Genomic DNA, 24,438 nt, shown 5'->3' on the forward strand with positions numbered 1-24,438 from the left:
AAGAGGTGAGGAAATGAGACTAACGAAAAAATCCGATCAGCCTGCGGCTCCGTCGAAGGCAACCGGTCTAGGTTTGAGCCGCCGTCGCTTCCTGAAGAATTCAGGTGTAGCAGCGGGTGGTGTTGCGACTGCAGGCATCATGGCACCAGGCATGATGAAGCAGGCTGAAGCTGCAACTGTAGCTCCAGGTGCACCTACAGAAGTAAAACGTACTATCTGTTCACACTGCTCTGTAGGTTGCGGTGTTTATGCTGAAGTACAAAACGGTGTTTGGACTGGTCAAGAGCCAGCATTCGACCACCCATTCAACGCAGGTGCACACTGCGCTAAAGGTGCTGCCCTACGTGAGCACGGTCACGGTGACCGTCGTTTGAAATACCCAATGAAGCTTGTTGATGGCAAATGGAAGAAAATCTCCTGGGAAGACGCTATCAACGAAGTTGGTGACAAAATGCTACAGGTTCGTAAAGAATCTGGCCCAGATTCAGTCTACTGGTTGGGTTCGGCTAAATTCAGCAACGAACAAGCTTACTTATTCCGTAAATACGCAGCGATGTGGGGTACTAACAACGTAGACCACCAGGCGCGTATCTGTCACTCAACAACTGTAGCCGGTGTAGCAAACACTTGGGGTTACGGTGCGATGACAAACTCATTCAACGATATCCACTTCGCAAAATCCATTTTGCTAATTGGTTCTAACCCAGCTGAAGCTCACCCTGTTTCTCTACAGCACATCTTCCGTGCTAAAGAGCGCAACAAGGCACACATCATCTGTGTTGACCCTCGTTTCACTCGTACTGCAGCTCATGCGAACGAATACATCCGCATTCGCCCAGGCTCTGACGTTGCGTTCATCTGGGGCCTACTGTGGCACATCTTTGAGAACGGTTGGGAAGACAAGCAGTTTATCCAACAGCGCGTATACGGCATGGACGAAGTTCGTGCAGAAGTGAAAAACTGGACACCAGAAGAAGTTGAAAGTGTTACTGGTGTTAAAGAAGCACAAATGCGCCGCGCAGCTAAAGAGCTAGCTGAAAACCGTCCAGGTACTGTTATCTGGTGTATGGGTGGTACTCAGCATACTACGGGTAACAACAATACTCGTGCTTACTGCATCTTGATGCTTGCCCTAGGTAACATGGGTACATCTGGTGGCGGTACTAACATCTTCCGTGGCCACGATAACGTACAGGGTGCTACTGACCTTGGCGTACTATCTCACACCCTACCTGGTTACTATGGTCTTTCTGATGGTGCTTGGAAGCACTGGTCAAAAGTTTGGGACGTAGATTTCGAGTGGATGCAAAGCCGCTTCGACCAGAAAGTTCACCGTAAACTGAAACCTATGAACAACAAAGGTATTCCAGTTTCTCGTTGGATTGACGGTGTTCTAGAAGATAAAAACTTGATGGATCAGAACGATAACGTTCGCGTTATGGTTGCTTGGGGTCACGCTGTGAACTCCCAGACTCGTGGTCCAGAAATGAAAAAAGCGATCGAAAAACTAGATACCCTAGTAATCGTTGATCCTTACCCAACTCATGCTGCGGTAATGTCTGATCGTAAAGATGGCGTTTACCTGATCCCTGCATGTACTCAGTTCGAGACTTACGGTTCTGTTACAGCTTCAAACCGTTCTCTACAGTGGCGTGACCAGGTTATCGAACCTCTATTCGAATCTAAACCTGACCACGAAATCATGTACTTGTTCGCTAAGAAGTTTGGTTTCGAGAAGCAACTGTTCAAAAACATCGCTATCCAAAACGGCCAGCCTGTAGTTGAAGACATCACACGTGAATTCAACAAAGGCATGTGGACTATCGGTTACACAGGTCAGAGCCCTGAGCGTCTTAAACTACACCAGAAAAACTGGCACACGTTTAACTATGACACTCTTGCAGGCGAAGGCGGTCCAGCGAATGGCGAATACTACGGTATGCCATGGCCATGTTGGGGTACTGCTGAGCAGGGCCACCCTGGCACACCAATCCTTTACGATACAAGCAAATCTGTAGCTGAAGGTGGTTTGACCTTCCGTGCTCGCTTCGGTGTTGAACGTGACGGCGTTAACCTACTTGCTGAAGGCTCTTTCGGTAAAGGTTCTGAAATTAAAGATGGTTACCCAGAATTCACTGACAAACTTCTTAAGAAGCTTGGCTGGTGGGATGACCTAACTGCTGAAGAGAAGAAACTGGCTGAAGGCAAAAACTGGAAGACCGACCTTTCTGGTGGTATCCAACGTGTTGCTATCGCTCACGGCTGTTCTCCATTCGGTAACGCGAAAGCACGTGCAGTTGTTTGGACATTCCCAGACAAAGTACCTCTACACCGTGAACCGCTATACACGACTCGTCGTGACCTAGTAAGCAAGTACCCAACTTGGGATGACTCTGAGTCCATGTACCGTCTACCGACTATGTACAAGTCTATTCAGGACAAAGATCTTTCTAAAGAGTACCCAATCATTCTTACTTCCGGTCGTCTGGTTGAGTATGAAGGTGGTGGTGAAGAGACGCGTTCTAATCCATGGCTTGCTGAACTACAACAAGACATGTTTGTTGAAGTACACCCGGCTGATGCAAATACTCTTGGCTTTAAAGATGGCGAAGATGTATGGGTAGAAGGCGCTGAAGGCGGTAAAGTTCTTGTTAAAGCACTTGTTACACGCCGTGTAGAACAAGGCGTTGCATTCATGCCGTTCCACTTCGGTGGTAAGTTCCAGGGTAAAGATCTAACTGATAAGTACCCAGAAGGTGCAGCACCTTATGTAGTAGGTGAAGCAGCTAACACTGCTACCACTTACGGTTATGACCCAGTTACACAGATGCAGGAAACTAAGGTTACCTTGTGTCGCGTTCAGAAAGCTACTGCGTAAGGAGTAACAGACAATGGCTAGAATGAAATTCCTCTGTGACTCCAAGCGTTGTATCGAATGCAACGGCTGTGTTACAGCATGTAAAAACGCAAATGAAGTGGAATGGGGTATCAACCGTCGCCGCGTTGTAACTATCAACGATGGTGAGCCGGGTGAAACTTCGATCTCCGTAGCATGCATGCATTGTTCTGATGCTCCATGTATGGCGGTCTGCCCTACTGACTGTTTCTATCAGACAGACGACGGCATCGTATTGCATAACAAAGACCTATGTATTGGTTGTGGTTACTGCTTATACGCTTGCCCATTTGGCGCACCACAGTTCCCTAGCGACGCTGCTTTCGGTGAGCGTGGCAAGATGGACAAATGTACATTCTGTGCAGGCGGCCCAGAAGAGGACAACAGCCCTGAAGAGAAAGCGAAGTACGGTGCTAACCGTATTGCTGAGGGTAAACTGCCACTATGTGCAGAGATGTGCTCTACAAAAGCCCTACTTGCTGGTGATGCCAACGACGTTTCTGACATCTTCCGTGAGCGTGTGATCTACCGTGGTCACAACGACGGTGCTTGGTCTATGACAGAAGAAGATCTGTCTTACGACGCAACTCAGAAAGTCTGATAAACCCAACAGGTTGCCGGGAGCTTGCTCCCGGCACATTGACTAGAGGGGACATTATGCTCCGCTTTATTTTGCCATCTCGAATTGTTTTGCTGATTGCGCTGCTTTTTTCAGGCTTTGCTCAAGCAGTACCTTCAGATGCCAAAGTTGCTGGCTTTGCTGGCGCTGACTATTGGCAAGTAGTGAAGGAAGCTGAAGAAGGTCGCACTCAAGTTCAAGCACGAGAAGCAGGTCAATTGATCAATGTGAAAGGTGAAGAATGGCGCCACTGGCGTAACCAATGGGTTACACCTGCAGGTGCTTACGCTATTGGCGGCACCCTTGCTGTCCTTGCAATTTTCTACCTAATCGTTGGTCAGAAAAAACTTGATCACCCTCGTTCTGGTCAGCTTATTGAGCGCTGGAAACGATTAGATCGAGCAAACCATTGGACTGTGGCTATCCTGTTTATCATCTTAGCGATCTCTGGTTTGAGCATCCTTTACGGGAAGTTCTTCTTAAGAGCGGCCATGGGTGATTCGTTGTGGGCAAGCTACATTATGCTTTGCAAGCTAGCGCATAACTACTTAGGTCCGATCTTTGTTATTGGCCTATTGTTTATGATTGTTCGCTGGATCAAACATAACTTCTTTAACCGTACAGATCTAATCTGGTTCCTAAAAGGTGGCGGCATTATTGGTAATGCGCACCCTAGTGCTGGATACATGAATGGCGGTGAAAAAGTTTGGTTCTGGCTTCTAACAATCGTTGGTATTGTTGTTTGCGGTAGTGGCCTGGTTTTGGATTTCCAAAACTTCGGTCAAGTTCGTGAAACTATGCAGATTGCCAACTTACTACATGCTGCTGGTTCTTTGATTCTGATTGTTGGTTCTTTTGGTCACATCTATATCGGTACGGTAGGTACTGAAGGTGCACTGGAAGGCATGAAGACAGGTTACGTTGATGAAACCTGGGCTAAACAACATCACGATCTATGGTACGAAGAGGTTAAAGGCAAACAGGATAGTTAATTCCTGGTTGTAATATCTCTTACCCGGTGCCTTTTATTTAGCTGTACAACCCTTAATAAAAGGCACATCACTATCTTCACCATAACGTTTGTACATACCCTGACAAACGTGCTTCTTTTGCCGGCTTATCCAAGCCGGCTTTTTTGTGTCTGCTCTAACTCTAGTTAAATACTCTCTTCTGTAAGCACTTAAAGATGATCTACATCTACTTCTGTTGTGAACTTGTTTCTACGCAATGAGATTAACGAACGAAATTTTCTAAGATTTGGATCACTGGCTAAATCACGACGAGCAAACGCCTCGTATGCTTCCATATCCGGCACCATAATGACCAATACAAAATCGATATCACCCGTCACTTGGTAACACTGAGTAACCTCTGTGGCGTCTTGCATTTTGCGCATAAACATGTCATGAACATCGATAGAGTCTCGGATCATCTCAACCTCTACGATAATATTCAGCACCTTACCTAAAGCCCTCGGGTTCACTATGGCCACATCGGCCATAATGATGCCCTGCTCACGTAACTGTTTAACCCGTCGCAAGCACGCAGGTGGCGACAAGCCTACCTCCTCAGCCAGCGCTTGGTTACTTATTCGATTATCCACCTGCAGACATTTAAGGATATGACGATCGATACGATCTAATTGAACATCCATTAGATTCCACTCATTAAGATTTTTTTGTAATTAAATTAGAAAAAATTCGCAAAAACAAAATTTATATTAATTTCTAAGATAATTTTTCTAATTTTATTTTCACAAGCTTAATTAAAATAGCTAATTCAATCTACTGAAGTATTCCGATGATGATTAAGCCAGTCAGTACACATGATCTTTTAAACATAACACTGCCCGATCTTGGCCGTGAGATCTATGCCGTCTGCTTACTACTATTCAAGCTAACCATACCTATCATCATTGCTGTAAAGATCCTGGAAGAGATTGGCGCAATTCCTTACATCAGCGCTGCGTTAGAACCATTAATGCTATTTGTAGGCTTACCCGAGTCCATGGGCATCGTCTGGGCGACCACCATGTTGACCAATATCTACGCAGGCTTAGTTATTTTCTTTCAAACAGCGCCTCAAGAGAATCTCAGTGTTGCCCAAGTTACAGTTCTCGGCACGATGCTCCTTGTCGCTCATGGCCTACCGCTAGAATTACGAATCACTCAGAAAGCGGGTATGCGCCTTATATTTGCCTTTCTTTTACGCTTTGTTGGCGCACTTATTTTAGGTGCTCTGCTTAATCTGACCTATTCAGCAGGTGACTGGCTTAACGCACCTGTCGAACTGTTGTGGCAACCTGAAGCTACTGATCCAAGCCTGATTAACTGGATACTCACCCAACTACAAAGCCTTGCTATGATCGTGGTGATAGTCACAGCACTGCTCACACTTCTAAAGCTGCTCCGCTGGCTACACATAGAACGCTTAATGATTTGGCTGCTACAACCTTTTTTAAGGTTTATGGGCATCAGCAAGAAAGCCACATCTCTGGCGATCGTCGGTGTGACTCTAGGCTTGTCGTTTGGCGGCGGTTTGCTTATCCGTGAAGCAGAAAGTGGCAATGTTAGCCCTAGAGACTGCTTTTCAGCCCTTTGCTTACTTAGTCTGTGCCACAGCTTAATCGAAGACACCTTACTTATCATGACTATGGGGGCTGATCTTTCTGGAATTCTGTGGGCTAGGCTTATTTTCAGCATTCTACTCATCAGTCTACTAACCCGCTTAGTCTCTTTAACCAGCGATAGCTTTCAACAACGTTTTCTATTTAGAGACGTATCGCTGCCTAATACCCAAAGCCTAAAACAGTAATTTGATATGCAGAATCTGAGAGCCAGCGAGCACCAAAAAGGTATTTACTATGCTGTCGCCGCGTTTCTTATGTGGGGGCTTGTACCGGTTTATTTTAAAGCGGTCGATGACGTACCAGCATTTGAAGTCTTAGCACATCGAGTAGTTTGGTCTGTGGTTTTCCTGGGGCTTTTCCTTTTACTTAAAGGTAAGCTCAGTGAACTTGCTGCACTCAGAAACAACCCTAAAATTTTGCTCAGCCTAGGCCTGTCAGCATTAGTTATTTCTATTAACTGGCTAGTATTTATATGGGCGGTCTCCGAACAAAGAATTGTTGAAACAACCCTAGGTTATTTTATTAACCCATTGATAAATATAGTCTTTGGATTCTTTATATTTTCGGAAAGACTTCGTTTCTTACAATTAATCGCTGTTGCCATTGCCGCTGTTGCAGTGCTTTACCAAATCATTTTAATTGGTGAACTACCCTGGGTAGCACTGACGCTAGCCACCAGCTTTTCTATCTATAGTGTCTTAAGAAAGAAGATCCCGATAGACTCAATTACAGGCCTATTAGTTGAGACTTTATGGCTATTTCCAATGGCCTTGGTTTATATGATTTGGCTTAGTTCACAAAATAATTTTGTACTGCTAAATGGCTCTACAGAGGTACAAGTGTTGTTGCTGGCTGCAGGGCTGGTTACCAGCTTACCTTTGATAGCATTTGCCGCTGGCGCTAGAAGATTAAGTCTTACCATGGTTGGCCTACTCCAATATATAGGCCCAAGCATCGCTTTTCTTATTGCGGTGTTTTATTACAACGAACCCATGGATCAAGATCGACTCATCACGTTTGTGATGATCTGGATTGCTTTGGCAATATTTAGTGTGGAAGGCGTACTCGTGCAACAACGCAAAAAGCAGGATCTGATAACGCCTAAAACAGAAGAGAGTACTCAAGGCTAGGACAACGCCTAGCCTTGGTGAATGTGTTCTATTTAGCTTGTTTGTCTTTCATTTTGGCATTAGTTAAGAACAACGCTAAACCGAGTAAAGCCACTGATGCTGCATACATAAGAAGATCTGACGGTTCTGATATTTCCATCTCTGTACTTAAAGATAGAAACTTAACAATTAGCATCATGATGACCATAGCACCCAATTTACCTTTGAGCTGATCAATACTCTCAATAACCAGCAACTTCGGCCGCTGACTACTACCACCCTCCACATTCATCTTACTAATAAAAATTTCGTAGATACCGAAACCAAACATCAACATCACGCCGGCCATCAAGGCCTGGTCAATGATTTCAATAAGGATCATTAACAGCTCGGTACGCGCATTCAAACCAATACCCTCTGAGAAGGCTACTTGTGCTAAGTGGACAAAGTCATAAATCACAAAGCCCACCAGCAACAATGCACCGGCCATTACAGAAAAAACGGTCAAAAGCATAATCCATCTTAATGACCATAATCCTTGCTCAACCTTTCTCATCACCTAACTCCTTTTTTAAGGTGCAATTCTGAAAATTTGCGCAAGTATTTCACATGGTAATTGAATTAAAAACGCTCCTTCAGGACCGTTTTTATCATCCAACCGCCTGATAAATATGATACTGATAGCATCACCTAATGACTCACAAAAGAACGACATTTTTTTCACTAAAAGATCTATTCAACCTTGCCAAACAACAGTAAAGTTCACGCTGAATTATTTACTCGAGTTTAAGTCACCATGAGCACACTAACCCTTCAGGATAAATTCTTTAAACTCCGGAACAATCGTATATTTGAATTCTTTGTTGTGGCAGTTATCATCTTTTCTGCCTTGGTTATTGGCGCAAAGACCTACGATATTCCTGATCATGTGTTAACGCTTATTAGCTGGCTTGATACAGGTATCACTCTATTCTTCCTAGTTGAGATAACAGTACGCTTTATCGGTGAACCGGATAAAAAGAACTTTTTTAAGAACCCTTGGAACGTCTTTGACACGATTATCGTTGTCGTCAGCTTGATACCAATCCAAGACAGTGAAATGGCACTGATCGGCCGACTGATCCGTATCTTCCGTGTATTACGAATGGTATCTATGGTGCCTGAGCTACGCTTGCTCCTTAACTCTCTAATTAAAGCTCTGCCGCAGCTTGGTTACGTTATCCTGTTGATGTTCATCATCTTCTATATCTATGCAGCAATCGGTGCTTCATTCTTTGCCCATATTAACCCGACACTTTGGGGAGACATCTCAATCTCGATGCTCACGCTATTTAGGGTTATGACATTCGAAGATTGGACGGATGTTATGTATGAAACCATGTCTGTTTATTCATTTAGCTGGATTTTCTACTTAACTTTTATCTTCCTAACTACATTTGCGTTCCTAAACATGGTAATCGGTATCGTTGTAAATGTAATGGAAAATGAGCACGCAGAAGAAGCCAAAGAGAAAGCACTGGCTGATGGCGATTTAACCATCGAAGACCTTTCTAAACAGATCGAAGAGCTAAAGCAGCTCATTAAAGAGAAACAGTAAAAACGACAAGGGGAGCCATTTGGCTCCCCTTTTATTTAAAGCCTAAAACTGCGGCTAACTTTCCGTACTTTCTTTACGAAAAACGCACTCACTTTCAACCAGGTTATCTTGCAGCAATAAATCCTTACATGCCTCACACCATGCTTGGTTGTTAGGATCACATAATGTCGATACTGCCTGACCAAGATTTTCAGCTTTTTCTTCAGCAGTCGTAGGCTTTAGTTTGTTTTTTCGTTTATAACTTAGGGTCATAGCATCCTTGTCCATTTCGTAAGACATCTATTCTGGAAACACGATTAACTCTTGTGATTCTTTCCATGGTTTATATTTCTTCATAACACCAAGAAAGAGATCTGATTCTTTAAAATCTGATAACCAACTTTGCACATGCGGATAATCTGCAGCTTTAAACCAATCGAGATTTACATGCGCAAACTGCCGAATGAACGGTAAAAGCGCATAATCGGCTAATGATTTTCCACCCGCCAGTAGCGATCCACTGTGCTGTTGTAAAAGCTCTTCTAGCTGAACCAACCATAACTCACATTTATTACGGTAATAGGTCTGCGAATGCTCTGGGTGGCGATCAGAGTATTTGTACTTATCCAACCAGCCTTTAAACTCATAATCATTTGCTTCGATCAATTGATCAATCTGTTTGCTATCGGCATCATGCCAAGCGTCACAATCATTCTGAGCCAATGCCCAATGCATGATTTCTAAGCTTTCATCTATCACTGTTCCATCAGGAAGCAATAGAACTGGAACCGTTCCTTTAGGTGAGATTTCCAGCATATGTTCTGGTTTATCTCGTAGCACGATCTCTCTGAGCTCAACTTCAACACCGGATTGCTCAATTGCTAGACGCGCTCTGATTGCATAGGGACAGCGACGAAATGAATATAGGATTGGTCGATTCATATTCTGCTCTATTTTGGCTGATAAGCACAGAAACCCGGCTTAGGACCAACCTTAGGGTGATTTCTACATGTATCAGGGCGTTGTAGATAGATAGTACACAATCTTGTTTTTTGATCTAGATAGATACAATCATCATTAGCATAGCGCGATAGTGTGTAAATCTCTGATTTATGATTAAAGTGCCCTACCACACCCTCTTTCATCAAACGCTTCGCTAAACGCTTCGCAGGCTCACCTGCCTCGAACTCATCCACTACACCCATTCTTACTAAATCACTAAAGCGAACCTCTACAGGCAAGCTACAGCAAGTGCCTCTGCAAGAATCGCAGTGACTACTCTTATACTTCACCCAAGTACTCAAGTTATCTACGTTGGCTGCTGGAATTGTTTTGTTCATTTAGATTAATCAGCGTGCTATAAATTTGAGGGCGATCATAGCATTATCAAATGCATGAACAACCCCTAATTGTTTATTCGGAGCTTTAATGTCTGAAACCAGTTTTACAGATATTTTCACCCAACAAAAAAGATGGCGAATTATCGATGAGCCTATCTGCTGCAACCCTATACAAGCTCTTGAACAAGATTTCGCCTTATTAAAAGAGGTTGCACAAACTAAACGGGGTGCAACCGCACGCATTTGGGAAACAACCCAATGCCTAGTTGCCACTAGGAAGGAAACTCGATTCCCAAACTTTGATCAAGCCTGCAAACAACTCGAACAAGAACATTGGCCCGTTATCGTCCGTGATAGTGGCGGCACCGCAGTTCCGCTGCAACAAGGCATTATCAACCTAGCCATAATATTTCCGCAGCGTACAGATCAGGCTTTTAATTTAGATATGGTTTATATCGCCCTATGCGAACCTATTAAACGCGCACTATCAAAGATCGGACTCAAGGCAGATTATGGCTGCACCGAAGGCTCTTATTGCGATGGCCGTTACAATCTCAATGTTGATGGGCTGAAGATTACTGGCACAGCACAAAAAATCATGTTGTCACCGCCTAACAACAAAAATGTAAAGCAAGGAGTCCTAGCACAAGCGATGCTGATGGTAGATGTTGACTCGGCTAATGGCACCCATTGGGTGAATCGCTTTTACCAACTGGCTGGAAATGATCGCCGCTTTAAACCTGAGGTCGCAACCAGCCTTATTGATCTTGTTGACCGTGCACAGCAACCTGAACAATTTACTACCTATATCCGAGGACTGATGATTGAAGAGTTAAAAAAACTGACCTTGTCACGCTAATTTAATAATCACAATCAATAATAGCCAGCGTTCACGGATAAGAGCTACCGGGCAAAGGAAAGCCCACCACTCTACATAGGCTGTATCAACCTAGATACTTATCATCATAATAGCTTGTTCTTATTAATAAATTATTGCTTTAATGTAGTAACAACAATAAAAAACGAGCTGATGACCTATGCGTGCGCATAAACATTATTCTCAAGCTGATCTAAAGAAAGTCATCACTGAATTGGCCACTACTTTTAGTGATCGAATAGACCTATCTAAACCTGTGTGTGAGCAGCATGGTCAAGGCGAAGATAGCTATGGTTGTATCGCGCCCGATGCGGTTGTCTATCCTTTTAGTAACGAAGAAGTCGCTCAAGTCGTCAAACTCTGCAATCAATATAAAATTCCCGTCATTCCCTTTGGCGTAGGTTCTTCTGTCGAAGGGCATCTACTCGCCGTCAACGGTGGTATCTCAATCGATCTGTCAGAAATGGATCAGGTCATAGAAATAAATGCCGCCGACATGGATTGTCGCGTGCAAGCAGGTGTAACTAGAGAAGCGCTCAATCTAGCCTTGCGCTATGACGGCTTATTTTTCCCAGTTGATCCTGGTGCCAATGCAAGTATTGGCGGTATGGCAGCAACACAAGCCTCAGGCACTAACGCCGTACGCTATGGCACCATGCTTGATGCCGTTATCGGCTTAACTGTGGTAACACCTGAAGGCGACATTATAAAAACAGGTACACGTAGCCGCAAAAGCTCTGCTGGTTACAACTTAACGCAGTTGCTGGTCGGCTCTGAGGGCACCTTAGGCGTCATCACAGAGATCCAACTTCGCCTTCACCCTATTCCCGAAATCATTCGCGCAGCCGTATGCAGCTTTAAAACTGTGGCCGACGCTACCGATACAGTTATCAATGCCATGCAGCTGTCTATTCCCCTAGCCCGAATAGAACTGCTGAACAAGGCCCAAATGCAAGCTTGCATTGAATTTTCTCAGCTACACCAACTAACTGCTGAACCAACCCTTTTTATCGAGTTTCACGGCTCTAAAGCCAAGATTGAAGAAGACATTACGCTCCTGAAAGATATCTGCAATGAATTCGGCGGTAGTGAATTTATTTGGGCTGAAAATACCGAAGATCGAAACCGCCTATGGCAAGCACGACACAATGCTTACAATGCGGCTCATCAGATTATCCCTAACGGAAAAGTCCTTACAACCGATGTATGTGTTCCAATTTCAGCCCTAGCTAGAAGTATCTTACAAGCTGAAGCAGATGCTGAGTTAAGCAACTTACCCTGCCCAATCGTTGGCCATGTTGGTGACGGTAACTACCACGTCCTAATTGTTTTCGATCCAGATAATCATAACCAACATCAAGCAGCTAAAGCACTAGCAGAAAAGATCGTAAGCAACGCCTTAGCTCTAGGTGGCACTTGTACAGGTGAACACGGAATCGGCTTTGGAAAAAAACAATATCTGCTGGATGAGCATGAAACTTCGATAAATAGCATGAAGCTTGTTAAGCGGGCTTTGGATCCAAATAACATTATGAATCCCGGCAAGGTTATTGATCTGTGAGGCCAAAGCTTTGATCAAACAAATACTCCTCTTCAGCTCTCTACTCACATGCTCATACCTATTGACTGGTTGTGACAGCTCCGAAAATCAAAGCCTTCCCCCAAATCAAACCACAACAACAGCTCATCCAGCAAATTCTACTACTCCCCATGAAGCACAATCATCAACAGAGCTGATTCCCAAAGGTATCCTTTCTACTGACAAGCTAGAGCCTTTCTGGGGTGATCTTGATGAGATGAAAGATCGAAAGCTGATCAGAGCCTTAGTCACATACAGTAAGACCGACTTTTTCATTCATAACGGCAAGATCAAAGGACTACAAGCCGAACTTCTACAAAACTACGAAAAGCATATAAATAAAGGGATTAAGAAAGAGATAGACAAAACAAAGATTGTCTATATTCCGGTTACCTTTGATCAACTAATCCCCTCTCTTGTCGAAGGCAAAGGCGACATCAGTGCAGCGCTACTAACCGCAACAAACGAAAGAAAAAAGTTGGTAGATTTCACAAAGAGTAAATATTCAGAAGTATCCGAAGTCATTGTCAGGCACAAAACCGCACCAAAAATTGATTCATTAGAAGACCTTGCAGGAAAGACTATTCTCGTTCTGAAAGGAAGCAGCTACGCAGAACACCTTCATCAATTAAATAAACAAGCAGTATTTAAAGAAAATACTATTCATATAATTGAGGCTGATAGCACCTTACTTAGTGAGGATATTTTAGAAATCGTAAATGCAGGTATTTATAACTACACCATCATTGATGATTACAAAGCCAGACTCTGGCTTAAAGCTCTAACCAATTTAGAGATAGCTGAACAAATCAGTTTGAGCAAAAAGAACAGTCTGGGCTGGGGAGTTAGAAAACAGACGCCTCTTCTTCAGGACAGCCTGAATGAATTCATCCATTCGAACGTTCAGAAAGGCTCTCTTCTCGGCAATATCTTAATCAAACGCTACCTAGGTTCAACTAAGCGAATAACAAATCCCCTGCTCGATTTGGAACGCGACCGCTTAATTCGCTTACTACCTCATTTTGAAAAATACGCAGAAAAATACCACTTAGATCCTCTTGCATTGGCAGCACAGGCTTATCAGGAATCCCAACTCAAACAGGACACAAAAAGCCATAAGGGCGCAGTCGGAGTAATGCAGTTACTGCCTTCAACTGCAGCCGATCCAAATGTGAATATCAAAGCGATACACAAGGTAGATAACAATATACATGCGGGTGCAAAGTATATGGATTTCCTATCTCGACACTATTTACCCTCTGAAGAGATCACGCCTATCAATCGCTTTCTCTTAAGCTTAGCCGCCTACAACGCTGGTCCTGGCAATCTACGAAAAATGCAAAAACTAACGACTAAAATGGGATTAGATCCAAACGTGTGGTTTGGAAATGTTGAGATCGCAGCAGGCAGGATTATTGGACGAGAAACAGTACATTATGTTTCTAGCATCTATAAATATTACACGATCTATAATTTATCCAAACTTATCTATACCGAAAGGGTCCATACTCTTCAGCAATACGTAAAATAGAAATTGGAAGATACACAGAAAGAGACAGGCTAATGAAAAAGATAATCACGGGCCTTTGTTTAATTGCCTTAGGTGGATGCTACAGCATACCAAGAACCTTACCCGCAGATAGCTACTTAATAGATACAAGAATGGGACTGATGTGCCATGTTACAGAGTGTTATTACCTTGATCTAATTGGTAGCTCATCCGATGAGCTTACAGTCGCCAAAGCATATGGCCTACCCGTCAAAACTTACACATGGTCAACAGAACAGTTTGTTGAACTGATGCTCAACCCACCAGAACAGCTTTATAAAGCTGAAAAGCTATCTGATCATGAATACCAGATACCCAATAATGCAGCGACGACAGCAGCCTTCAAGGTACTAGACGATGAAGACCTGCTAATCTATCGTATTGGCGGTAATAGCAAAGGTTTGTAGATTACTAAACGGTAATTATGGCTTTTCTAACCAAATACGCCATGTAGTAGATCCATTAACACGCAGATAATATTCACCAGCCTCTTCGATCAAATAAGTATCTTCACCACCTCCACCTATGTGGAGGTTTTGAACGATATTATCTTCACTGTCGTGCAACGCTAATACAAAGATGGCACCGTCACTCTGAAATCTTAATTGGGTAGGTCCAGATACCTTAAACATCTCCGTTTTAGCTGTACGCTTACCTGCAAAATTAGGCTTCTTTGCACTCAACGCATTTAAATCTAAATTATCGTAACACTCCAAACGCCTATCAGGCTGCACTAGAGCCCTGCATTGTTCAAATGCCGTATTCACATCAGCAGATACAGGTAAAGGTGCTGCCAGAAACCCAGTGGACACAAGAGCCACTATAGAGCACTTCTTAACAAACATAATAGGAATCCTAATTTGATTGAAGTAAGCGGAGATGATCATAGGACTTAGCTTTAGTTTGCAGCTTACAGCTCCGTTCATCCTCTGGATCGTCACACAGGACTTCTACACCATCAGGGTAATGACTAAGATTTTTGCATTGCGCAACAAACATTAGGCCACCACTTTCGGTTTCATTGCGCGCTAAACTCTGCTCGACACAATCAGACTTCATCATTATGAGCCGCTTTACTTGATAGTCTTTTACAGAGGCCAAAGCACTCACAGAGACCAAACTTAAAATAAGAATAGAAAAAGTATTACGCACGAAAACCTCCCTTTAAATCAGAGTGTTAAACAAGCTTAACATCTAAAAATAAATATCAGGGATTTCGGGAAATGAGACAGACCTAAAGTACAAATTGTACTAGTACCCTAAGTCTAGGCAGGATCAGGACATAAAAAAGCGGCCCTCAGAGGGGCCGCAATAAACGCAAGAAGCTACTTGAAATAGCTTACTTGAGAGCTAGCAATGTTCAGATGCCAGCTCCCGTGGACTTCCGCTTAGAAGAAGCCTAGAGGGCTTTCGCTGTAGCTAACCAACATGTTCTTAGTTTGCTGGTAGTGCTCAAGAATCATCTTGTGAGTTTCACGACCTACACCAGACTTCTTGTAACCGCCGAACGCAGCGTGTGCTGGGTATAGGTGGTAGCAGTTCATCCATACACGGCCAGCCTCAATGCCACGACCCATGCGGTAAGCAACGTTAGTGTCACGTGACCATACGCCTGCACCTAGACCGAACTCAGTGTCGTTAGCGATAGCTAGTGCTTCTGCTTCGTCTTTGAATGTAGTTACAGAAACTACTGGACCGAAGATCTCTTCTTGGAAAACGCGCATGTCGTTTGTACCTTTTAGAAGAGTTGGCTTGATGTAGTAACCGCTACCGAAATCACCGTCTAGTTTTTCGATACCGCCGCCTGCTAGTACTTCAGCACCTTCGTCACGACCGATGTCGATGTAACCTAGGATCTTGTCGAACTGTTCTTGAGAAGCCTGAGCACCAACCATTGTTTCAGTATCTAGTGGGTTACCACGTTTGATCTGACCCATACGCTCAACAACTTTAGCTAGGAACTCATCAGCAATATCTTCTTGAACTAGAAGACGAGAAGGACAAGTACATACTTCACCCTGGTTGAAGAATGCTAGTACCGCACCTTCAACAGCTTTGCTTACGAACTCATCGTCCTGAGCCATAACGTCGTTGAAGTAGATGTTTGGAGACTTACCACCTAGCTCTGTTGTAGATGGGATGATGTTCTCTGCAGCACATTTCATGATGTGAGAACCAACTGGAGTAGAACCAGTGAATGCGATCTTAGCAATACGTGTGCTAGATGCTAGAGCCTGACCTGCTTCGCCACCGAAACCGTTTACAATATTCAGTACGCCTGCTGGTAGAGCTTCCTGGATGCACTCAAGAAGAATAAGGATAGATACTGGAGTCGCTTCAGCTGGCTTCAGTACGATAGAGTTACCTGCTGCTAGTGCTGGAGCAATTTTCCATGCAGCCATTAGTAGCGGGAAGTTCCAAGGGATGATCTGGCCAACAACACCTAGTGGCTCGTGGAAGTGGTAAGCAACAGTTGTTTCGTCGATCTCACCGATAGAACCTTCTTGTGCACGGATGCAACCAGCGAAGTAACGGAAGTGATCTGCCATAAGAGGAACGTCTGCAGCTAGAGTTTCACGAACTGCCTTACCGTTGTCCCAAGTTTCAGATACAGCCAAACGCTCTAGGTTAGCGTCGATTAGCTCAGCACACTTCAGTAGAACGTTCTGACGTTCGATTGGAGAAGTTTTGCCCCAAGACTCTTGTGCAGCGTGAGCAGCGTCCAGTGCCAATTCGATATCTTCAGCAGTGGAACGTGGAATTTCACAAATTGGTTCACCAGTTACAGGCGAGTTATTGGTGAAGTATTCACCTTTAACAGGAGCTACCCACTCACCGTTAATGAAGTTGCCATAACGTTCTTTAAAGGAAACAACTGAACCTTCTGTACCCGGCTTAGCGTAAATCATCTTCTAAGTGCCTCTTTATATTTATCTTACTGCCGTCTCTACTGACAGTTAATTTACTTTACCAACCAATATTAGCTATCCAGCAAGAAATACAGGTATCATCCCTTGGCATTGAAAAATTAATTATTTAGTACTAGTTATGGAGGCCCCACCCCTACGGGGTTTCAGAGATTCATCTCAGATCGCGCATAATACTAGGCACTAACCCACTGATTAACAAAGACAATCAGTGGCAACATCTCTCATTTTAAAGGCTCACCCCCCATATAAATAAACATCAAATAGCTATACTCTTATGCTATAAGGAATTTTCAAGGCGAATAAATTACGAGGCCGGAACGATGACGAAGTTATACCAAGTATCTACTTGGCAAGAATTTCTTGCTTTAGTTGAGTCAGAAGAACTCCGTGGCTGGGCATTTCGTGGACAACGGGATGCGGAATGGAGCCTTGAGAGTTCGCTCACTAGACGACTCAAGCAGTTTGTACCCCAAAGCAAATGGCATGAACGAGAAAGCAGGGCCATTCGTGTATTTAAACGTAAAGCTCACTATTTCCTAAATGATACCAGTGCACTTAAAGATGATTTTCGTTGCTTAGCCCTTATGCAACACCACGGCGCACCAACTCGGCTTTTAGACTTTACCAAGTCACCCTACGTCGCCAGCTATTTCGCTCTACAGTCCTGCACAACGCATGCTGCAGTTTATGCAGTAAATACCCCTGCCCTATGGCACAAAGCAACACCACCGGGCTTACCCGAGCTCACACGAGATGCAATTGACCCTCGTACGACTGACAGCCTTGGCAAATATTACCTTTCAAATAACTACCCGATCGTCTGGCCTGGTGAACCATGGTCGATGGATCGAAGAATCGTTGCCCAAGCAGGTACTTTCATGCTGCCTGGCAGAATCGATGTTTCAGTTGAAGAGCTATTAAATAATTACGAATATGATCAGCCACTTCTCGCTAAGATTGTCCTTAGCCCTGAAATCAGAAAAGAAGCAATGGAAGCGCTTTATCGAATGAATATCAGTAGCGCCACCCTTTTCCCTGATCTAGATGGCTTAGCACGTTCCATCTCATATGAACTTGAGGTTAGCTGGGTAGGCACACCCGATCCTAAAAACGATCAACTGATGCAGGACAAATGAGCGCGCTTCTCACATAGCTAAATAACAACCACAAGATTAAAATAATCCGATCTCTTAACTTGGAATCGGATCATGTATTCAGAAAGCCCAGAAATTGAATCCATCAACACTTGGACCTCTCCACTGTTTGTTACGACAAACCCTGATCACGAGTTCTTAAAAGAAGATCTTCTCAATTACATCTACAACTATCAAAAGCTTCACAATCAAACCAAAGCCGTTGCCAGCGAAGTAGCAGTAAGTGCAAAACATAAACTATTTGAGAGCAAGCTCTGCTTTCTGGAATCTGATGAACCGGTGATCCTTGAGCTTAGACGCATGCTCGAGGAACTACTGTCTGCCATAGCCACACAGGTAAACACGCCATACTGGCCAGAAGGCGCTGAAGGTGATGCAACCATCATTGAATCCTGGTTCCATGTCACTAAGGATGGCGGTTACCATGACATCCACTCGCACCCTAATTGCTCTTGGTGTGGAATCTATTATTTAGATGTTGGCGAGTGTGAATTGGGTACTCGCAACGGCATCAATCGCTTTTATGATCCTCGCAACAACGCCGATCATTATGGCGATGCTGGGACAGCCTATCTAAGCGAACAGGGCTTCTGGGACTTCCAACCTGTAGAAGGTCAGATTGTAATATTCCCGTCCTACCTAAAGCACTCAGCCCTGCCTTATTTCGGGCAGAAAGACCGCGTCGTGATTGCGTTCAACAGCATTGTTGATTTGATCTAATCACGCTTTATTTCAAGCACAAAAAAAGCCAGCTAAATGCTGACTTTTTTTGCTGGGACAGGCTGAGTGATATCGAAATATCACTCAGTTGTAAGTCAAAAACTTACTTAGGTAGTTTGAATGTCCAAACTGTGCCGCCCTGGTTTAGGTGCTTAACACGTTTAGCTACTTCACCACCCCATAGAGGTACTGCACCACCCCAACCGGATACGATTGATAGGTACTGCTCGCCGTTCTGCTCCCAAGTGATTGGAGAACCTACGATACCAGAACCAGTGTTGAATTCGTATTCAACCTTACCAGTCTTAGCGTTTAGGCCTTTTAGGTAGCCTTCAGGAGTACCAAAGAATACAAGGTTACCTTTAGTCGCTAGAACACCACCCCATAGTGGAGCGTAGTTCTTGTGACGCCATACTTCTTTACCAGTTTTTGGATCCATCGCACGTAGAACACCGATGTACTCGTCGTTCATTGGCTTGATAGTGAAACCAGCACCTAGGTAAGCTGCACCTTTTTTGTATGCAGTTGGCTCATTCCAGATGTCCATCGCCCATTCATTAGAAGGAACGTAGAACAACTCAGTGTCTTGGCTGTATGCCATAGGCATCCAGTTTTTACCACCTAGGAAAGAAGGAATAGCTAGAACAGATGTACCTTTCTTACCATCTTTAGAATCAGCTGGGTTACCTGGACGGTTTGCATCGTCATAAATTGGACGACCAGTCTTAGCGTCTAGGCCTTTAGCCCAAGAGATTTTATCTACGAATGGGAAACCACGGATGAAATCACCGTTCTGACGGTTAAGAACGTACATGAAACCGTTACGGTCAGCAGTCGCTGCTGCTTTTACAGTTTTGCCGTTAGCTTTATAGTCAAAAGAGATCAACTCGTTTACACCATCGTAATCCCAACCATCGTGTGGAGTAGTCTGGAAGTGCCAAGCGATCTTACCAGTATCTGGATCGATAGCTAGACGAGAAGATGAGAATAGGTTGTCACCAGGACGTAGGTGAGAGTTCCATGGTGCTGGGTTACCAGTACCGAAGAATAGAAGGTCAACTTCAGGATCGTAAGTACCGCCTAACCAAGTTGCAGCACCACCAGATTTCCAAAGATCGCCAGGCCAAGTTTTGCCTGCTTCACCACCGGAAATACCGTTTTCCATTTTCTTGCCATCTTTCCAGATGTAACCCATGTGACCTTCAACTGTTGGACGAGTCCAAGCAAGTTTACCAGTCTTAGCATCGTAAGCTTCTACTTTACCAACGATACCGAATTCACCACCAGATACACCAGTGATTACTTTACCTTTAGCAATTAGAGGAGCTGCAGTGATTGAGTAACCAGCTTTGTAATCTTCTACTTTCTTCTTCCAAACAACCTTACCAGTCTTAGCGTTTAGAGCTACTAGTTTAGCGTCTAGAGTACCGAATATTACTAGGTCGTCGTATAGAGCAACACCACGGTTGATTACGTCACAGCAAGGCATGATGCCATCAGGAAGACGTGCATTGTATTCCCAAAGCTCTTCACCAGTGTTTGCATCAACAGCGAATACACGAGAGTAAGAAGCGGTAACGTACATCACACCGTCTTTAACTACAGGCTGTGATTCCTGACCACGCTGCTTCTCACCACCGAAAGAGAACGCCCATACTGGACGCATGTCTTTAACAGTTTTAGTGTTGATTTTTGTCATTGGGCTGTAACGCTGACCACGTGGGCCCATACCATTTGTTACAACATCTTCAACAGTCATCTGGTCGTTAACGATATCTTTATCAGTAACACCAGCCTGTGCTGTGCCTGCCACAGACATCGCTGCAACTAGAGCAGACAGTGCGAATTTTTTCATTGTACGCTTCCTCTACGGATATTTTTTTTTTGGCGTTGAGAAGAGAGCCGGGAAATTTTCCCGAATCATGAAGGCAATTGTTTTGTTTTACAGCAAATACAACAATTAAACAGCAGAAGTACTTTTCTAGTCCCTTGGTAGTAATACCGCTATTTTTAAGTAAATTCAGCAGCTTACGCCGCCATTCAATAGCCCATTAGTCATAGTACAAACATGAGTATAGACAGGAATTACCGTTTAACTAGCCAAAGAAAGGAGCAAAGCAAAGAGGATTTAATTTGAGTTTTTCTATTTATAAAAACAAGCAGACTCAGAAAGCCTGCTCTTCATATTTGGGATAAAGGTGCGCAACAGTTCTGGCAAATTCCCGCTTACTTAATGCAATACCATCAAAATCTTTGGGGATCGGCAGTTTAATCACCTCGGTCATACTTAAACCATCCTGAGCTGCCCGCACTAAAACCCGATCCAACCAATCTAGATAGGCTAGCATTTGATCTAATGCTCTAGCGTCTGTAACAACGGGCCCATGACCAGGCACCATAACCTTGTAATCAAGATCCTTTAATTTCAGAATCTCTTTTTTCCACTGATGAATCCCAGGCGTATGAGGAGTGGTTAACGCTCGCTGATAGAAAACCATATCTGAGGCAAACACAACGCCGGTTTTTTCATCCATAACAACCAAATCCGAACCTGTATGACCCGTAAAAGGAAGTAAATGCAATCTATGTGAGCCAAGCTCCATTAACTGAACATCCAGTACTTTGCTTGGCGGGATCGCCTCAGTCGACCGCATCCAATCACCAACTAGTCGATACATATTTTCAGCAAAAGCATTTCCATGAAGCTCAATTCCCTGCTGTGTACCAGGGAGAGAAAGTATCTCTGCATCTGCAAAAGCTTGATTTCCTAAAAAGTGATCTGGATGGTGATGAGTATTAAAAACAACCTTGATAGGTTTATTCGTAACACTTTCTATTGCCGCCTTTAACGCTTTACCATATCTAAGGGATGGCCCAGTATCGATAACAACAACCCCATCTTCTGTTACGATAAAGCCAGTATTGACAATATTGCCGCCATTACTCTTTGAAAAGTCTTCCAACTTCCCCTTCAATAACCAAGTGTTATCAGCAATTTTTTGCGGTTTTAAATCATAAGAAAGCGGCGCCGCTGAAGCTGAATGAATCACTGCAGCAGCAGATAGGGCCAACAACAATCTTTTCATCAATCAACTCCTAGAGCGCATTCTCAAACTCATTACCACCATTATCTCGCATCCAGATACGATGACCTTGAGAACCATCTCTGACATCAAAAGTTAAAACTGGATTTTCACTGACAGGCTGAGACAACTCTAATTTTGCAAGTGGCGCACCTTCAAAGTTACGCACCTCTACATTCTCTATATAGAATTCAGGAATTGAACTAACTAAGCCGGTGTCCATCGGATGAACGACTTTAAGTTTATAGCGCCCCCCCTGCTCTCTGGGGAAAAACTTACTTTTCATTTCACCGAGATGGTCCTGCCAGTAGGTATTGGCAGCAGCGGCGCTTGGCGTGGTACACCCTCCACCTGCAGCGTCAAGATAGCTACCACCTAGATGCCAAACACCAGACTTAGAAAGTACAGCTGCTCTAATAGCAGTACCCTGCTGGACCTTAATGCGCATAGAAAGGTGAGGCACAATTTCTTTGTGGGGATAATAAGTAAAGATGTGCTGAATTGGATTAAGATCAGCAAAAACGACAATCTTATCGATCTTCCCTGCTAACGCTTCAGCATTAACAGTAATAGGAACCTGCGTAGGATCTTCAGCAAATTCAGGCACAGTGACTTTGACATTACTATCAAACACATATTTCTGATCGCCAATAAACTTGGCACGCATATGATCCCATAAAGGCGACTCTAGAGGATCTTGCTGGCCTGAATAACCAGCAATTGGTAAAGCAGCACTTATCAAAAGTGCTGCAACATTTCGCTTCAACATGGCATCCTCTTATTATTATTTGAATGCTATTTTTTCGAGCGTTGCTTTATAAAGCTATTTTACATCCTGGTAAAAAGCAGGCATCTCATAACTGAGACCGTACTTGCTATAAACTTGTTCCATTTCACCGGAACGAACCATAGCTTCGACAACATCACCTACAGCATAGCCAAGCTGTCTATAGGTATGCTTAACAGCCATCCCTATGTCCCATTTCTGCTTACCCATATTTGGATAACCATTCACGCCCAGCTTAAATTTCTTGTCGCCCGACTTACTGACTAACCAATCAACTTCGGCGCGCATTGCCATAACGGCATCTACCTCACCAGACTCCATACCTTTAAACGCTTCACGCGCATTCGTATAGTGGTGAGTCTTATCACGCATTCGCCCACCAAAAGCTGAAGTCAGATAAAACGCCGGTAGACTATCAATTTCCACCCCTACTGGGTGATATTGGAATACCGCCACTGTAGAAACGTTATCTAACTTTTCACTATCGTAAACAACTTTCCAGCTTTCACGCTGATAGGGCCCAAACATAACCACCATTTCATTAATAACGGCGCCTGTCGAATCCTGCATATAGCTGTATTCACGATCGTACGGAACACGCATCATGACATCGGCAATGGTTTTCAGTGCTAATGCATTTTCTTCATCTTTGTCGAGATAATGCCCTTTCCAGACATTATTTCTTAAATCATCTTCAAGGTTTTCATCTGGCGTGATCCAATGCTCACGGAATTCAACGCCTAGCTTTTCAGCAATTTTCTTACCGACTTCGACATCCACACCAACAGCTTTGCCGTTTTCCATATAGGAATATGGTGGAAAATCACGATAAAAACCAACCCTGATATACCCGCTATCAATTACATCGTCGTAATAACGAGCTTGCGCCAGGCTGCTAAGCAGGCTGGCGCAAGTGAAAATTATAGCGTTAGAAGCGCTTAACTTACTCATCCGTAGCGCGAGTTTCTAACCAAGCACGGATAGCCCAAAGAGCTTCTTGGCTTAGGTGTTCAGCCATTTTTGGCATGTAAACACGACCGTCACGTACTGCACCGTTAACAACACGGTAAGCATACCATTCGTCACCATCAACTCCTGGTTCTAGGTAACGTAGATCTGGCGCGATACCACCAGAAATCGCATCTAGACCGTGGCAACGTGCACAGTTTTGAGTGTAAGCAGACTCACCGATTTTAACCGCTAGTTCACGGTTTTCGTAATCTTCAGTGTAAGGGTTAGATTCTTCCCACTCTTCACCTAGAACTTTTAGGCCTGTTACATCGATAGCCTGTGGAGTTACATCACCGTGCGCCATTGTCTGGCCAGAAATAACTGCAGCTAACATACCCGCTGTAGTCATGCTCAAAAGTTTCTTGTTGATAGACATCTTTTTTTCACCACTTTAGTTTTTATACTCTCGCCTTCCCCAGTTAAATGAAATACTGACTGAGGGATATCTGCGTGTTCAGATACCTGACGATCATCTCTACATTAAGCCAAAGCCACCCACTCCAGCTGTTTGCATATATGATATTGCGTGTGCAAAATCAGCAAGAATTGTACTTTGGGTTCCAAAAACTACTCCCTTGG

The 24,438-nt window shown here is 43.9% G+C and carries 25 protein-coding genes; 12 read left to right on the forward strand and 13 right to left on the reverse strand.

Features of this window, described 5'->3' with window-relative positions:
* Window positions 1-13 precede the first annotated feature (13 nt).
* Genes ACMXYX_RS08865 through ACMXYX_RS08875 form a run of 3 tightly spaced genes read left to right on the forward strand, consistent with a single transcriptional unit; the run spans window position 14 to window position 4,507 of the window.
* On the forward strand, window positions 14-2,878 hold the full coding sequence (locus tag ACMXYX_RS08865) for a molybdopterin-dependent oxidoreductase (RefSeq protein ID WP_415881338.1): 2,865 nt from the start codon (window positions 14-16) through the stop codon (window positions 2,876-2,878).
* Between the two features lie 13 nt (window positions 2,879-2,891).
* The gene (gene fdh3B, locus ACMXYX_RS08870) at window positions 2,892-3,497 is read left to right on the forward strand and encodes a formate dehydrogenase FDH3 subunit beta (protein WP_415881339.1); all 606 of its coding nucleotides are present in this window, start codon (window positions 2,892-2,894) and stop codon (window positions 3,495-3,497) included.
* A 56-nt stretch (window positions 3,498-3,553) separates the two neighbouring features.
* Window positions 3,554-4,507: a formate dehydrogenase subunit gamma gene (locus ACMXYX_RS08875; protein ID WP_415881340.1), complete on the forward strand. Its 954-nt coding sequence runs from the start codon at window positions 3,554-3,556 to the stop codon at window positions 4,505-4,507.
* 188 nt (window positions 4,508-4,695) lie between these two features.
* Here ACMXYX_RS08875 and ACMXYX_RS08880 read toward each other — a convergent pair whose 3' ends face one another.
* Window positions 4,696-5,169, reverse strand: a complete 474-nt coding sequence (locus ACMXYX_RS08880) for an Lrp/AsnC family transcriptional regulator (RefSeq protein WP_415881341.1) — start codon at window positions 5,167-5,169, stop codon at window positions 4,696-4,698.
* Between the two features lie 146 nt (window positions 5,170-5,315).
* On the opposite strand from ACMXYX_RS08880, the gene ACMXYX_RS08885 reads away from it, so the two are divergent.
* Both ACMXYX_RS08885 and rarD read left to right on the forward strand, forming a co-directional pair.
* Window positions 5,316-6,329, forward strand: a complete 1,014-nt coding sequence (locus ACMXYX_RS08885; protein WP_415881342.1) for a hypothetical protein — start codon at window positions 5,316-5,318, stop codon at window positions 6,327-6,329.
* Window positions 6,330-6,335: 6 nt separating this feature from the next.
* Window positions 6,336-7,274 carry an EamA family transporter RarD gene (gene rarD, locus ACMXYX_RS08890; RefSeq protein WP_415896282.1) on the forward strand — a complete coding sequence of 313 codons (939 nt, stop codon included), beginning with the start codon at window positions 6,336-6,338 and terminating at the stop codon, window positions 7,272-7,274.
* Window positions 7,275-7,302: 28 nt separating this feature from the next.
* Here the strand turns inward: rarD and ACMXYX_RS08895 are convergent, their stop codons facing one another.
* Window positions 7,303-7,809, reverse strand: a complete 507-nt coding sequence (locus tag ACMXYX_RS08895; RefSeq protein WP_415881344.1) for a YqhA family protein — start codon at window positions 7,807-7,809, stop codon at window positions 7,303-7,305.
* 240 nt (window positions 7,810-8,049) lie between these two features.
* Between ACMXYX_RS08895 and ACMXYX_RS08900 the strand changes: the two genes are divergently transcribed.
* Window positions 8,050-8,850: an ion transporter gene (locus ACMXYX_RS08900; RefSeq protein WP_415881345.1), complete on the forward strand. Its 801-nt coding sequence runs from the start codon at window positions 8,050-8,052 to the stop codon at window positions 8,848-8,850.
* Between the two features lie 54 nt (window positions 8,851-8,904).
* On the opposite strand, the gene ACMXYX_RS08905 is transcribed toward ACMXYX_RS08900, so the two are convergent.
* The 3 genes from ACMXYX_RS08905 to ACMXYX_RS08915 are packed head-to-tail and all read right to left on the reverse strand — an operon-like array spanning window position 8,905 to window position 10,169.
* Window positions 8,905-9,117, reverse strand: coding sequence for a hypothetical protein (locus tag ACMXYX_RS08905; protein WP_415881346.1), 213 nt, complete (start codon window positions 9,115-9,117; stop codon window positions 8,905-8,907).
* 12 nt (window positions 9,118-9,129) lie between these two features.
* The gene (locus ACMXYX_RS08910) at window positions 9,130-9,771 is read right to left on the reverse strand and encodes a glutathione S-transferase (RefSeq protein ID WP_415881347.1); all 642 of its coding nucleotides are present in this window, start codon (window positions 9,769-9,771) and stop codon (window positions 9,130-9,132) included.
* A gap of 8 nt (window positions 9,772-9,779) precedes the next feature.
* Window positions 9,780-10,169 carry a YkgJ family cysteine cluster protein gene (locus tag ACMXYX_RS08915; RefSeq protein ID WP_415881348.1) on the reverse strand — a complete coding sequence of 130 codons (390 nt, stop codon included), beginning with the start codon at window positions 10,167-10,169 and terminating at the stop codon, window positions 9,780-9,782.
* Between the two features lie 88 nt (window positions 10,170-10,257).
* On the opposite strand from ACMXYX_RS08915, the gene ACMXYX_RS08920 reads away from it, so the two are divergent.
* The 4 genes from ACMXYX_RS08920 (at window position 10,258) to ACMXYX_RS08935 (ending at window position 14,581) form a co-directional block, all read left to right on the forward strand.
* Window positions 10,258-11,028, forward strand: coding sequence for a biotin/lipoate A/B protein ligase family protein (locus ACMXYX_RS08920; protein WP_415896283.1), 771 nt, complete (start codon window positions 10,258-10,260; stop codon window positions 11,026-11,028).
* Window positions 11,029-11,206: 178 nt separating this feature from the next.
* On the forward strand, window positions 11,207-12,607 hold the full coding sequence (locus tag ACMXYX_RS08925) for an FAD-binding oxidoreductase (protein WP_415896284.1): 1,401 nt from the start codon (window positions 11,207-11,209) through the stop codon (window positions 12,605-12,607).
* A 10-nt stretch (window positions 12,608-12,617) separates the two neighbouring features.
* Window positions 12,618-14,156: a transglycosylase SLT domain-containing protein gene (locus ACMXYX_RS08930; RefSeq protein ID WP_415896285.1), complete on the forward strand. Its 1,539-nt coding sequence runs from the start codon at window positions 12,618-12,620 to the stop codon at window positions 14,154-14,156.
* A gap of 32 nt (window positions 14,157-14,188) precedes the next feature.
* A complete protein-coding gene (locus ACMXYX_RS08935; RefSeq protein ID WP_415881352.1) occupies window positions 14,189-14,581 on the forward strand; it encodes a hypothetical protein in 393 nt (130 codons plus the stop codon).
* Window positions 14,582-14,596: 15 nt separating this feature from the next.
* On the opposite strand, the gene ACMXYX_RS08940 is transcribed toward ACMXYX_RS08935, so the two are convergent.
* From ACMXYX_RS08940 to ACMXYX_RS08950, 3 genes are all read right to left on the reverse strand, one after another.
* Entirely contained in the window at window positions 14,597-15,019 is a 423-nt protein-coding gene (locus ACMXYX_RS08940) for a hypothetical protein (protein ID WP_415881353.1), read from the reverse strand.
* A 10-nt stretch (window positions 15,020-15,029) separates the two neighbouring features.
* Window positions 15,030-15,326 (reverse strand): hypothetical protein, encoded by a 297-nt coding sequence (locus ACMXYX_RS08945; protein WP_415881354.1) that lies wholly within the window; start codon window positions 15,324-15,326, stop codon window positions 15,030-15,032.
* 236 nt (window positions 15,327-15,562) lie between these two features.
* Window positions 15,563-17,083 (reverse strand): aldehyde dehydrogenase family protein, encoded by a 1,521-nt coding sequence (locus ACMXYX_RS08950; RefSeq protein ID WP_415894610.1) that lies wholly within the window; start codon window positions 17,081-17,083, stop codon window positions 15,563-15,565.
* 341 nt (window positions 17,084-17,424) lie between these two features.
* On the opposite strand from ACMXYX_RS08950, the gene ACMXYX_RS08955 reads away from it, so the two are divergent.
* Window positions 17,425-18,240 carry an FRG domain-containing protein gene (locus tag ACMXYX_RS08955; protein ID WP_415896286.1) on the forward strand — a complete coding sequence of 272 codons (816 nt, stop codon included), beginning with the start codon at window positions 17,425-17,427 and terminating at the stop codon, window positions 18,238-18,240.
* A 72-nt stretch (window positions 18,241-18,312) separates the two neighbouring features.
* Window positions 18,313-18,978 (forward strand): putative 2OG-Fe(II) oxygenase, encoded by a 666-nt coding sequence (locus tag ACMXYX_RS08960; protein WP_415896287.1) that lies wholly within the window; start codon window positions 18,313-18,315, stop codon window positions 18,976-18,978.
* A 103-nt stretch (window positions 18,979-19,081) separates the two neighbouring features.
* Here ACMXYX_RS08960 and ACMXYX_RS08965 read toward each other — a convergent pair whose 3' ends face one another.
* The 5 genes from ACMXYX_RS08965 to pedF all read right to left on the reverse strand — a co-directional run bounded on the left by ACMXYX_RS08965 (window position 19,082) and on the right by pedF (window position 24,235).
* On the reverse strand, window positions 19,082-20,833 hold the full coding sequence (locus ACMXYX_RS08965) for a PQQ-dependent methanol/ethanol family dehydrogenase (RefSeq protein ID WP_415881358.1): 1,752 nt from the start codon (window positions 20,831-20,833) through the stop codon (window positions 19,082-19,084).
* A 310-nt stretch (window positions 20,834-21,143) separates the two neighbouring features.
* Complete coding sequence (locus ACMXYX_RS08970) at window positions 21,144-22,064, reverse strand: quinoprotein relay system zinc metallohydrolase 1 (protein ID WP_415896288.1); 921 nt, start codon at window positions 22,062-22,064, stop codon at window positions 21,144-21,146.
* Window positions 22,065-22,074: 10 nt separating this feature from the next.
* Window positions 22,075-22,830: a quinoprotein dehydrogenase-associated SoxYZ-like carrier gene (locus ACMXYX_RS08975; RefSeq protein ID WP_415896289.1), complete on the reverse strand. Its 756-nt coding sequence runs from the start codon at window positions 22,828-22,830 to the stop codon at window positions 22,075-22,077.
* Between the two features lie 54 nt (window positions 22,831-22,884).
* Entirely contained in the window at window positions 22,885-23,799 is a 915-nt protein-coding gene (locus ACMXYX_RS08980; protein WP_415887980.1) for a substrate-binding periplasmic protein, read from the reverse strand.
* Window positions 23,792-24,235: a cytochrome c-550 PedF gene (pedF, locus tag ACMXYX_RS08985; protein ID WP_415881362.1), complete on the reverse strand. Its 444-nt coding sequence runs from the start codon at window positions 24,233-24,235 to the stop codon at window positions 23,792-23,794. The genes ACMXYX_RS08980 and pedF overlap by 8 nt, the downstream gene beginning before the upstream one ends.
* Window positions 24,236-24,438 lie beyond the last annotated feature (203 nt).

The sequence above is a fragment of the Neptuniibacter sp. QD72_48 genome (assembly GCF_047778065.1).
Taxonomy (GTDB): Bacteria; Pseudomonadota; Gammaproteobacteria; order Pseudomonadales; family Balneatricaceae; genus Neptuniibacter.

Excerpts from the sequence above, each read along its gene's own strand:
- pedF (WP_415881362.1), bottom strand. The coding sequence starts at position 24,235 with ATGTCTATCAACAAGAAACTTTTGAGCATGACTACAGCGGGTATGTTA.
- ACMXYX_RS08950 (WP_415894610.1), bottom strand. The coding sequence starts at position 17,083 with ATGATTTACGCTAAGCCGGGTACAGAAGGTTCAGTTGTTTCCTTTAAA.
- ACMXYX_RS08865 (WP_415881338.1), top strand. The coding sequence starts at position 14 with ATGAGACTAACGAAAAAATCCGATCAGCCTGCGGCTCCGTCGAAGGCA.
- ACMXYX_RS08920 (WP_415896283.1), top strand. The coding sequence starts at position 10,258 with ATGTCTGAAACCAGTTTTACAGATATTTTCACCCAACAAAAAAGATGG.
- ACMXYX_RS08875 (WP_415881340.1), top strand. The coding sequence starts at position 3,554 with ATGCTCCGCTTTATTTTGCCATCTCGAATTGTTTTGCTGATTGCGCTG.
- ACMXYX_RS08895 (WP_415881344.1), bottom strand. The coding sequence starts at position 7,809 with ATGAGAAAGGTTGAGCAAGGATTATGGTCATTAAGATGGATTATGCTT.
- rarD (WP_415896282.1), top strand. The coding sequence starts at position 6,336 with ATGCAGAATCTGAGAGCCAGCGAGCACCAAAAAGGTATTTACTATGCT.
- ACMXYX_RS08885 (WP_415881342.1), top strand. The coding sequence starts at position 5,316 with ATGATGATTAAGCCAGTCAGTACACATGATCTTTTAAACATAACACTG.
- ACMXYX_RS08925 (WP_415896284.1), top strand. The coding sequence starts at position 11,207 with ATGCGTGCGCATAAACATTATTCTCAAGCTGATCTAAAGAAAGTCATC.
- ACMXYX_RS08910 (WP_415881347.1), bottom strand. The coding sequence starts at position 9,771 with ATGAATCGACCAATCCTATATTCATTTCGTCGCTGTCCCTATGCAATC.
- ACMXYX_RS08905 (WP_415881346.1), bottom strand. The coding sequence starts at position 9,117 with ATGGACAAGGATGCTATGACCCTAAGTTATAAACGAAAAAACAAACTA.
- ACMXYX_RS08980 (WP_415887980.1), bottom strand. The coding sequence starts at position 23,799 with ATGAGTAAGTTAAGCGCTTCTAACGCTATAATTTTCACTTGCGCCAGC.
- ACMXYX_RS08960 (WP_415896287.1), top strand. The coding sequence starts at position 18,313 with ATGTATTCAGAAAGCCCAGAAATTGAATCCATCAACACTTGGACCTCT.
- ACMXYX_RS08955 (WP_415896286.1), top strand. The coding sequence starts at position 17,425 with ATGACGAAGTTATACCAAGTATCTACTTGGCAAGAATTTCTTGCTTTA.
- ACMXYX_RS08940 (WP_415881353.1), bottom strand. The coding sequence starts at position 15,019 with ATGTTTGTTAAGAAGTGCTCTATAGTGGCTCTTGTGTCCACTGGGTTT.
- ACMXYX_RS08900 (WP_415881345.1), top strand. The coding sequence starts at position 8,050 with ATGAGCACACTAACCCTTCAGGATAAATTCTTTAAACTCCGGAACAAT.
- ACMXYX_RS08935 (WP_415881352.1), top strand. The coding sequence starts at position 14,189 with ATGAAAAAGATAATCACGGGCCTTTGTTTAATTGCCTTAGGTGGATGC.
- ACMXYX_RS08970 (WP_415896288.1), bottom strand. The coding sequence starts at position 22,064 with ATGAAAAGATTGTTGTTGGCCCTATCTGCTGCTGCAGTGATTCATTCA.
- ACMXYX_RS08975 (WP_415896289.1), bottom strand. The coding sequence starts at position 22,830 with ATGTTGAAGCGAAATGTTGCAGCACTTTTGATAAGTGCTGCTTTACCA.
- ACMXYX_RS08880 (WP_415881341.1), bottom strand. The coding sequence starts at position 5,169 with ATGGATGTTCAATTAGATCGTATCGATCGTCATATCCTTAAATGTCTG.
- ACMXYX_RS08965 (WP_415881358.1), bottom strand. The coding sequence starts at position 20,833 with ATGAAAAAATTCGCACTGTCTGCTCTAGTTGCAGCGATGTCTGTGGCA.
- ACMXYX_RS08915 (WP_415881348.1), bottom strand. The coding sequence starts at position 10,169 with ATGAACAAAACAATTCCAGCAGCCAACGTAGATAACTTGAGTACTTGG.
- fdh3B (WP_415881339.1), top strand. The coding sequence starts at position 2,892 with ATGGCTAGAATGAAATTCCTCTGTGACTCCAAGCGTTGTATCGAATGC.